Annotated in this window: 9 protein-coding genes; all 9 read left to right on the top strand. The window is 47.3% G+C overall.

The annotated features are described in order from the left end of the window. The first annotated feature begins 221 nt into the window (after nt 1–221). The gene (locus ACP5PX_RS06810; protein ID WP_428085221.1) at nt 222–1,673 is read left to right on the top strand and encodes an ABC transporter substrate-binding protein; all 1,452 of its coding nucleotides are present in this window, start codon (nt 222–224) and stop codon (nt 1,671–1,673) included. Between the two features lie 66 nt (nt 1,674–1,739). Beyond that, the gene (locus tag ACP5PX_RS06815; RefSeq protein ID WP_428085222.1) at nt 1,740–2,615 is read left to right on the top strand and encodes a carbohydrate ABC transporter permease; all 876 of its coding nucleotides are present in this window, start codon (nt 1,740–1,742) and stop codon (nt 2,613–2,615) included. Between the two features lie 83 nt (nt 2,616–2,698). Further along, entirely contained in the window at nt 2,699–3,484 is a 786-nt protein-coding gene (locus ACP5PX_RS06820) for a carbohydrate ABC transporter permease (RefSeq protein WP_428085223.1), read from the top strand. 11 nt (nt 3,485–3,495) lie between these two features. Then, the gene (gene xylB / locus ACP5PX_RS06825; RefSeq protein ID WP_428085224.1) at nt 3,496–5,043 is read left to right on the top strand and encodes a xylulokinase; all 1,548 of its coding nucleotides are present in this window, start codon (nt 3,496–3,498) and stop codon (nt 5,041–5,043) included. Continuing rightward, entirely contained in the window at nt 5,043–5,624 is a 582-nt protein-coding gene (locus ACP5PX_RS06830; protein ID WP_428085225.1) for a type 1 glutamine amidotransferase domain-containing protein, read from the top strand. The genes xylB and ACP5PX_RS06830 overlap by 1 nt, the downstream gene beginning before the upstream one ends. Before the next feature lie 7 nt (nt 5,625–5,631). Beyond that, complete coding sequence (locus ACP5PX_RS06835) at nt 5,632–7,071, top strand: aldehyde dehydrogenase family protein (protein ID WP_428085226.1); 1,440 nt, start codon at nt 5,632–5,634, stop codon at nt 7,069–7,071. Nucleotides 7,072–7,076: 5 nt separating this feature from the next. After that, entirely contained in the window at nt 7,077–7,625 is a 549-nt protein-coding gene (locus tag ACP5PX_RS06840; RefSeq protein WP_428085227.1) for a glucose-6-phosphate isomerase family protein, read from the top strand. A gap of 11 nt (nt 7,626–7,636) precedes the next feature. Further along, entirely contained in the window at nt 7,637–8,641 is a 1,005-nt protein-coding gene (locus tag ACP5PX_RS06845) for an aldo/keto reductase (RefSeq protein ID WP_428085228.1), read from the top strand. A gap of 2 nt (nt 8,642–8,643) precedes the next feature. Then, nucleotides 8,644–9,164: sugar phosphate isomerase/epimerase family protein (locus tag ACP5PX_RS06850; protein WP_428085229.1), on the top strand; the 521-nt coding region annotated here is incomplete at its 3' end.

The raw sequence follows: 9,164 nt of genomic DNA on the forward strand, positions 1-9,164 counted from the left end.
TGTTTGGTTTTCCCTTTAGGAGAGGATTCGTGTAGGGTGCCCGCTTTCTCTCCTTCCGCTTACTTGACAAAGGGGTTGGAGGGCAGTAATATTATTAAGCAAAGCTTATTAGCCCATATCAAAAGGGAGGTGATAAACGGGACTCGCAAGCGGATTAAAAAGTTCAGCTTAAAAGGATCAGATGTAAGGAGGTGTTTCGTATGCGGCGTCTAGCAGTTATAGTGGGTTTGGTTGTTTTGGTTGTGGTTAGTGGGTTAGCGGCGCGTAAGTTTGAGGGCGTGACGATCACGGTGTTTACTCAACCGCCCCCTTACATCGCAAAACCTGTCATGATGTTTGCTCCCGACTGGGAGAAAACAACGGGTGCTCGCGTTAACTTAATTACAGCTCCATGGGGCGAACTGTATACTAAAATGTATGCATCGTTTAGCATGGGCGTAGCCGCATATGATATTGTAATTTTCCCTGCCGCATGGCTTCCAGACTTTGCCGCTGCTGGCTTTTTGGTTCCTCTTGACGACTTCATCGCTAACGATCCCTACATCCAATGGGATGACATCCTTCCGGTCTACCGCGAGCGCATTGTAAGTTGGGAAGGCAAAATTTATGCAGTTCCGCTCGATGGTGACTGTCACATCTTTTATTACCGCAAAGATGCGTTAGAAAACCCTGAGTATCAAGCCAAATTCAAGGAAAAGTACGGTTATGATCTTCCTGTTCCGCCTAAGACCTGGAAGCAAGTCAGAGATATAGCCGAGTTTTTTAACGGCTGGGATTGGGATGGTGATGGCGAAATCGAGTACGGCGTGGTTGAGCCACGTCGCTATGCTGGACAAGCTGACTGGTGCTTCTTCTCTCGTGCGGTAGGGTATGTTGCTCTGCCTGGGCAACCTGGCGGGCTCTTTTTTGATCCGGAAACCATGGAACCGCGCATTAATTCTCCTGGTCATGTGCGCGCTTTGGAAGACTACGTTGAGATAATAAAGTACGGCGTGCCCGGCATGATTAACATGGACTCCGGAGAAATCCGTAGCATATTTGCCGCTGGCTTGGCTGCCATGGCTATTGACTGGGGCGACATCGGTGTAATTTCTGAGACGGGCGAAGAGTCTACCGTGCGGGGGAAAGTTGGATACGCGGTGCTTCCTGGCTCCGACGAAGTTTGGAACTTTGCTAAAGGGCAGTGGGTTAAACTCCCCGAGCCCAATCAGGCTGGTTACCTTGCTTTTGGTGGGTGGGTAGCGGGGATTGCCCACAACAGCCAGCACAAGGAAGCTGCCTATGATTTCATCTCATATCTGAGCCGTCCAGAGAACAGCTATGTTAGCGTTACCACTTCTGAAACCGGATTTAACCCTTATAGATACAGTCATTTTGAAAAGTTGTCTGGATGGATTGGCATGGGCTTTAGTCCCGAGGCTGCGGAGGCCTATCTTAAGGCAATTAAGGACACGATCGGACATCCAAACGTGCAGCCTGACCTGCGGATTCCCGGACAGGCTCGCTACTTTGAGGCGGTGGACAGAGCTTTGTCGCGCGTGGTTGCGGGGGAGCTTTCGCCAAAGGCTGCTCTCGATGAGGTGGCTCAAATCTGGAACCAGATTACTGACTCTCTTGGGCGCGATAAACAACTGTTATACTATCGCTTGTCCTTAGGGTTGCCGCCAAAGTAGGGGGAGCGGAGGAAAGGGCCCCGTGCTTGACACGGGGCCCTTTGTTATATAAAAACCATGAATATTTTGGGGCGCTGGGAAAAAAGATTATTGCTAACACCTGGAGTGCTTATTGTACTTTTGTTCTCGATTTTTCCATTATTTTTCACATTAATGCTAATGTTTGGCCAAGTAATCTTTAGCGAAGGGAAAATGCTTATTAAATTTGCAGGTTTAGCTAATTGGCAACGTTTATTACAAGATCAGCGGTTTTGGAACGCAGTTTTGGTAACATTAAAAATAGTCGTTATAGCAGTTACAGCTGAATATGTATTAGGTTTGATTTTAGCCTCATTGCTTTATCAACGACCTTTTGGGTCTGGTTTTTTCCGAGTCCTATATGTAATACCCATGTTGTTAACACCTATTGCTGTGGGCTACACGTGGAGGATGATCCTCGATGTAGGGCGGGGTCCGATCGCGGGTCTGCTTAAACGAGCGGGCTTGTCGCCGGTTGGTTGGCTTACTGATCCCCATGTCGCTCTTTACTCTATCGTATTGATTGATGTTTGGCAGTGGACACCGTTTATGTTCCTCCTTCTTTATGCTGGTCTTGAGGCAATTCCCAAAGATTACTTAGAGGCTGCGGAAGTTGATGGCGCAAGCGGCTGGAAACAGTTCATATATGTGATCATGCCGCTTTTAGCTCCGTCATCAATCGCCGCGTTCCTTCTCCGAACCATCGAATGTTTTAAAATTGTGGACATTATATATATCACTACTGGAGGAGGTCCTGGGCAAGCAACGGAAAGCCTTACTTTATTTGGCTATAATGTTGGTTTTAGGACTTTTGACTTGGCTTACGGGGCCACCATCGCGTTTAGCCTGTTTTTCATGGTGCTAATAGCTGCCATGTTTTTTACTATACTTACGCGTAGCTTGCGGGGTATTAGGCTGGAGTAGTTATGTCAACTAAAACTATTCGCCAAGGATTAAGGTTTCTCAGGCTAGGTAGTATTTACTGTTTCCTTATAGCATGGAGTTTTGTGGTGATTGCACCGCTTTTTTGGCTTATTACCACATCCTTCAAAGACAAGCTTGATGTATATTTGGGGCCTAAGTTTATTCCATGGCTTGATTTTAGGCCCACATCGAAATGGTGGGTTCGCATATTTACAATTGAAAAAGATACTTTACTTAAACCTTATGCAAATAGTTTAATTATTGGATCTATCTCTGCTCTATGCTCTACATTATTAGGACTGGCAGCCTCTTATGCCTTAACACGTTTTTGTTTTAAATTTTTTTTCATGAAAAATGACGATATTATATTTTGGTTTGTTTCTCAAAGAATTATGCCTCCAATTATTATTGTTTTCGCTATTTATAGCATGTATCAAACGTTAGGATTACTCGATAACCATTTAGGGTTGATATTAGTTTATACTGCTTTTAACTTGCCACTTTCTGTGTGGATTCTATCCAACTTTTTGAGTCAACTCCCGCGCTCAATTGAAGAAGCGGCGTTAGTAGACGGTGCGGGCCCGTTGACCATTTTGTTTCACATCGTGATCCCAATGCTGTCGCCGAGCCTAACTGCAACGTTCTTGCTTTGTTTCGTTTTTGCCTGGAATGACTTCTTGTTCGCGCTTATTTTGACGTTCTCACGGGCTCAAACCATGCCGATTTTGATAGCTGCGCAACACTTCCAACGGGGGCCACAGTGGTGGGATATTTCTGCTCTTTCTGTTCTGGCTGTATTGCCTCCGGTTATTATAACTATTGCTTTACAAAAATATTTTATTAAGGGGTTGATACCAATTGGTAAATAAAAATTAACACTATGAAAAAAGAATTTATCCTCGCGCATGATTTGGGTACAACGGGAAATAAAGCAGTTTTAGTGCACTGTGAAAACGGGGTACAGGAAACATTTTTTGCACCATACAGTACTTATTATCCTTATCCTACTTGGGCAGAACAGGATCCGGAAGAATGGTGGAATGCTATAATCGTGAGCACTCGAGGTGTACTAGCCCGTGCTAATATTTCGCCTAATGATATTGCCTGTATAGTGTTTTCAGGACAAATGATGGGATGTGTGCCTGTAGACCACCTTGGGACTCCTTTAGGACGTGCAATTATTTGGGCAGATCAGCGTGCTATTTTGGAATACGAAAGCTTACTCAAAAAGCTTGATTTGCAAGAGATTTATTATATTACAGGGCATCGTGTAGGTCCTGCTTATTCCGCGCTTAAAATTATGTGGATCAAAAGACACATTCCTCGGGTTTTTCGTCAGACTTTCAAGTTTCTCCAAGCTAAAGATTTTATTATTTGTCGGCTCACAGGCAAATACATTACGGACTATTCAGACGCTTGCGGGACGGGGCTACTTGACATAAGAACTAAGCAATGGGATGAACGAATGCTTAAAGCAACAGAAATCCCAGAGACAGTTCTTCCTGAAATTTATCCCTCTTGTGCAGTGGTTGGTGAAGTAACTAAAGAAGCTAGTGCAAAACTTGGTTTACCTACAGGATTACCTGTGGTAGCGGGAGGTGGTGACGGGGTCTGTGCCACCGCAGGGGCTGGTGTGATTCAACCTGGAATAGGTCACATTTACCTCGGTTCTTCAGCTTGGGTGGCTGGGGCAAGTGTTGAGCCTATATTGGACCCCAAGATGCGAACCTTCACGTGGCCCCATCTCGATCCTAATCTTTACTCTCCGAATGGTACGATGCACAACGCTGGAAGTTCCTTGGAGTGGGCAAAAGAAGCGTTTGGAACTTTGGAAATCAATGTAGCAGAATGGTTGGGGCTCACTCCCTACGACCTCATTGAGCGTGAAGCGGAGACAATACCACCTGGGTGTGAAGGTTTGATCTTTCTTCCTTATCTTATGGGAGAGCGCAGTCCCTACTGGGATCCCAGTGCCCGCGGTGTCTTCTTGGGGATTACTAAAAAACATAAAAGAGCTCACTTTCTCCGTGCCGTTTACGAAGGAGTAGCTCTTAACCTCAGAACCATTTTTCTTGCTCTGAGGGAACTGGGTGTTGACTTTCACGAAATGCGAGCTATCGGCGGTGGGGTCAAGAGTCGGCTTTGGGCAAAGATCATTGCCGATGCCCTTGGAACTACACTCCACGTCACTGATTTAGCCCTAGAGGCTACTGCGTTGGGGGCAGCTATGGCTGGGGCTGTCGGGGTAGAACTTATTTCGGACTTTGTTAAAGCAGCGCAAAGTTTTGTAAAAGTCAAAGAAATAATAGAACCTGGGCCAGCTATAAAAACTTATGCGCAACTTCATAAGATATTTCTCGAAACTTACGAGGCTTTACGAGGCATTTTTCAACGCCTTTCGTCTCTTGAAAAAGGAGGAGGTGGATGATGGATAGGCTTAAGACAAAGCGAATTCTGTTTATCGTGGCGCACGAGTTTGAGGACATAGAACTCTGGTACCCTCTTTTGCGCCTAAGTGAAGAAGGGGCTAGTTGTTATATTCTAGCTCTCAAAGAAGGCCTTCACACAAGGCCTGCTCTTCCAGATAAATTTGTGACAGGAAGATTTGGTACTACTGTCCCTCCTTTGGTGCACGAACAAGGAAGGAGGTTTGCTCTCGCCACTCTGGACGACCCAAAGGTTTGGGAGATGGATGCTTTGGTGATTCCAGGAGGATACTCTCCGGATGCTTTACGGACGAATCGTAAAGTACTGGAACTCGTGCAGCACTATGCTAATTCTGGAAAGGTGATAGCTGCTCTTTGTCATGGCCCTCAGGTTTTAATTTCCGCGGGGCTCGCTAAAGGAAAGAGAATGACTGGCTATGTAGCTATCAAAGACGACCTCATAAACGCCGGGGCGCATTACGTGGATGAACCAGTGGTTGTAGACGGGCGGATTGTAACAAGTCGCGTTCCGGACGATCTTCCTGAGTTTTGCCAAGCTATCATTGCCCTTCTTGTAAGATAAGCTGGTAATGAAGGGGAGCGAGGAAATGATGTTAATTGGGGGACAATGGATTAAAGAAGGGATGGGCGGGGCTATCCGTGTTCAGGACCCGGCTACGGAGGAATTCTTTGCCGAAGTACCAAAAGCCTCTGAAAAGGAGGTGGATCTTGCTTGTAAAGCTGCTGCGGAAGCCTTTAAGGTTTGGTCGCGAAGCCTGCCGTCTGAACGGGCGATAATTCTTTCTAACGCAGCTTTGGAGCTAGAGAGAAAAACTGAGGAAATAGCCGAGCTTATTACTCGGGAGCAGGGGAAACCCCTCAGGGAAGCCAAAGGGGAAGTACAAGCGGCAGTTAAAGCTCTGAGGTTCTTTGCAAGCCGTGCAGACCTTCCAGTGGGTGAATGGCGTGCTCCAAATCATCCAAGGATTGTAAATTTGGTAAAACGTTATCCTGTAGGGCCCGTAGCGGTCATTTCACCTTGGAATTATCCTGTTCTGCTCACGGCTTGGAAAGTAGCTCCGGCTTTGGCAGCGGGGTGCACTGTGGTTATTAAACCCTCCAGCAAAACCCCTCTTGCGGTGACCGAATTTGTGAAATGCCTTGTGGAAGCAGGTATTCCAGAGGGAGTGGTCAATCTTGTTCACGGAGGTGGTCAGGATGTTGGCGTAATCTTGGTCAACCATCCTGACATTCGAAAAATCACGTTTACTGGGAAAACGGAAACAGGAAAAATGTTAATGCGCCTAGCTTCTGCGGGCCTCAAGCGGCTGACTTTGGAACTTGGAGGCCACTGTCCCTTGATCGTTGCTGCAGACGCTGATTTAGAGGCTGCAGTGAAGGGAGGCGTTTATCGAGCTTTCCGTAACATGGGACAAGTTTGCAACAGTATAAACCGAATTTATGTTGAACGTTCCGTTTACGACCAGTTTGTCCAGTTGTTTGTAGAACATACAAAAAAGCTTACTATTGGTCCGGGATTGACTGATCCAGATCTTGGCCCTATGATTGATAATGAGGCGCGCCAGCGAGTTGTTCACCATATCGAGGACGCTGTGGCCAAAGGTGCCGAAATTGTTTATGGAGGCAAGATCCCTGCAAGATTTGAGAAGGGTTTCTTCTTCGAGCCCACGGTTCTTGTAAATGTGAGCCACGAAATGGTTGTACTGCAAGAGGAAACGTTTGGGCCAGTAGCACCAATTATGGCGGTAGAATCCTGGGAAGATGCGATAAGGTTCGCTAATAATTCTCGATATGGGCTTGTAGCTTACCTTTATACGCGTGATCTTGGGAAGGCTCTTCGAGCCGCCGAGTTGCTCGAACACGGGACGGTTGGGATCAACAATGTTGTGGGTGGTGAGGTGGAGTATCCTTACGCTGGGTGGAAGGAAAGCGGATTCGGGTTTGAGCTCTCGGAACACGCCTTGAATGAATTTCTTTTGATTAAACACATTCGTCTACAGTGGGAATAAGTCAAATGGGCAACATTTTTAAGTTTAGCCTCTCGAACGGGGTGATTCAAGGAGCGCGGCGGTGGGAACGAAAACTAAGCGACATGGTTGAAGTTTTTGCTTCACAGAATATGGTAGCGGAGCTTTTGCGCTTAAGCGACCCTGTGATTTACGAAGTTTATGAAGTCGAGGGGATACCCGAGAAAACTGGGGAACTCATTTGGTCGAGCACTGTGCTCTACCCCGGAAAAGTTGGGCAGGAATATTACATGACCAAAGGTCACTATCATCGAGATCCGAACTGTGCTGAAATTTATCTTGTACTTTCAGGGAAAGGTTTTCTTCTTCTTCGTGGCCCTGATGGCTCGAAAGCAGTTCCGGTTGAGCAGGATTCCTTGGTCTACATTCCCCCAGGCTATGCTCATAGGATGGTCAACTGCGGTGACGATCCTCTTATATTCTTTGCCGTCTATCCGGCTCAAGCTGGCCACGATTATGAAAGGGTAAAACGCGAGGGGTTGGGTTTACGGGTGATCGAGGGGCCCAGTGGCCCAGAAGTCCGTCCGTGTCTTTGAAAGGAGGGCGCATGGAATATAGGTATTTGGGAAAAACAGGGCTTATGGTGTCTGAACTTTGTTTGGGTACCCAAACCTTCGGTTGGGTTACCAACGAGGCCGAGGCTTTTAGAATCTTGGATAGGTTCGTCGATGCTGGCGGCAATTTCTTCGACGTTGCTGATAGTTACAACAAAGGCGAATCTGAGGCAATTTTGGGCCGCTGGCTTGCATCCCGAGGTGGCCGGTCGCGCTTTGTGGTCGCTACCAAGGTGTATTTTCCAACTGGTACAGGACCTAATGATACGGGGCTTTCCCGGAAGCACATTTTGGAATCGGTTCACGGAAGCTTACGGCGTTTGCAAACAGATTATATTGACTTGTACCAATTGCACTGTTGGGATGCTGCTGCGCCGCTAGAGGAAACCCTGAGCACTTTGGATCATCTCGTGCGCACGGGAAAGGTGCGCTATATTGGCGTTTCTAATTTTACCGCAAGCCAAATGGTAAAAGCCATCTTCCTCAGCCGCCTGCACGGATGGGAAGAGATTGTCAGCACGCAAATGGAATATAGTTTGCTTGTGCGCACCGTGGAGTGGGAGATCCTTCCAGTATGTCGTGAGGAGGGGCTAGGATTTTTGGCGTGGTCGCCTTTGGCGGGCGGTTGGCTTACTGGAAAATACAAAAGGGATCAAGCACCTCCCCCAGATAGTCGGGCTGGCCGAAGGGACCGTTGGGAGGACCTTCCAGAGCAGCGGGCCAGCGAGCGCACCTGGCGAATCATCGATGTGTTGTCTGAAATAGCAGCTCAGCGGGGGAAGACCCCTGCTCAAGTAGCTCTTAACTGGCTTCTACGGCAGCCCGGGGTTACAGCCCCCATTTTCGGAGCCCGCACTTTGGCTCAACTAGAAGAAAACCTCGGTAGCGTTGGTTGGAAGCTTGAACCGGATGAAGTGGAAAGGCTTTCACAAGCTAGTGTGATTCCTATACCTTATCCGTACAACTTCATCAACCGTTATACACGGTTTCGGAGATAAAAATGCGACTTGGGGTTCATGCGTTTCTCTGGGCCAGGGATTATTCAACGGAGGCTTTGACTACAGCCATACGCGAGGCGGCGAGAGCCAAGGTGGATTTCATTGAAATTCCCATTCTTCACCCTGAAGAAATCAATATCACGGCCCTGCGGCTTGCCCTTCTAAAGCATGGATTACCCTGCACCTGTTCCACAGTTCTTCCGCCAACTACTAGCCTTGAAGATCTACGCAAGGCAGAAGAGTTCCTCTTGCAAGTTATAGAGGTAGTTGCTTATCTAGAAAGCCCAATCCTTACCGGAGTGATTTATAGTAAGCTAGGAGAAAGTACTCCTCCGACTATAAAGGTTTTAAACGAAATTGCTTCAATGCTTAAGCGGGTAGCGCGGGTTGCAGCCGTGAAAGATGTCCACCTCGGCATTGAGCCCGTCAATCGCTATGAGACGAGCATTCTTAACACTGCAGAACAAGCTTTAAAGATCATTGAGGCCATAAGTGAGCCTAACGTTTTTCTTCACTTGGATAC

Origin of the sequence: Hadarchaeum sp. (SeqCode), from assembly GCF_049969415.1 — an archaeon.
Classification (GTDB): domain Archaea; phylum Hadarchaeota; class Hadarchaeia; order Hadarchaeales; family Hadarchaeaceae; genus Hadarchaeum.

Excerpts from the sequence above, each read along its gene's own strand:
- xylB (WP_428085224.1), top strand. The coding sequence starts at position 3,496 with ATGAAAAAAGAATTTATCCTCGCGCATGATTTGGGTACAACGGGAAAT.
- ACP5PX_RS06830 (WP_428085225.1), top strand. The coding sequence starts at position 5,043 with ATGGATAGGCTTAAGACAAAGCGAATTCTGTTTATCGTGGCGCACGAG.
- ACP5PX_RS06835 (WP_428085226.1), top strand. The coding sequence starts at position 5,632 with ATGAAGGGGAGCGAGGAAATGATGTTAATTGGGGGACAATGGATTAAA.
- ACP5PX_RS06840 (WP_428085227.1), top strand. The coding sequence starts at position 7,077 with ATGGGCAACATTTTTAAGTTTAGCCTCTCGAACGGGGTGATTCAAGGA.
- ACP5PX_RS06845 (WP_428085228.1), top strand. The coding sequence starts at position 7,637 with ATGGAATATAGGTATTTGGGAAAAACAGGGCTTATGGTGTCTGAACTT.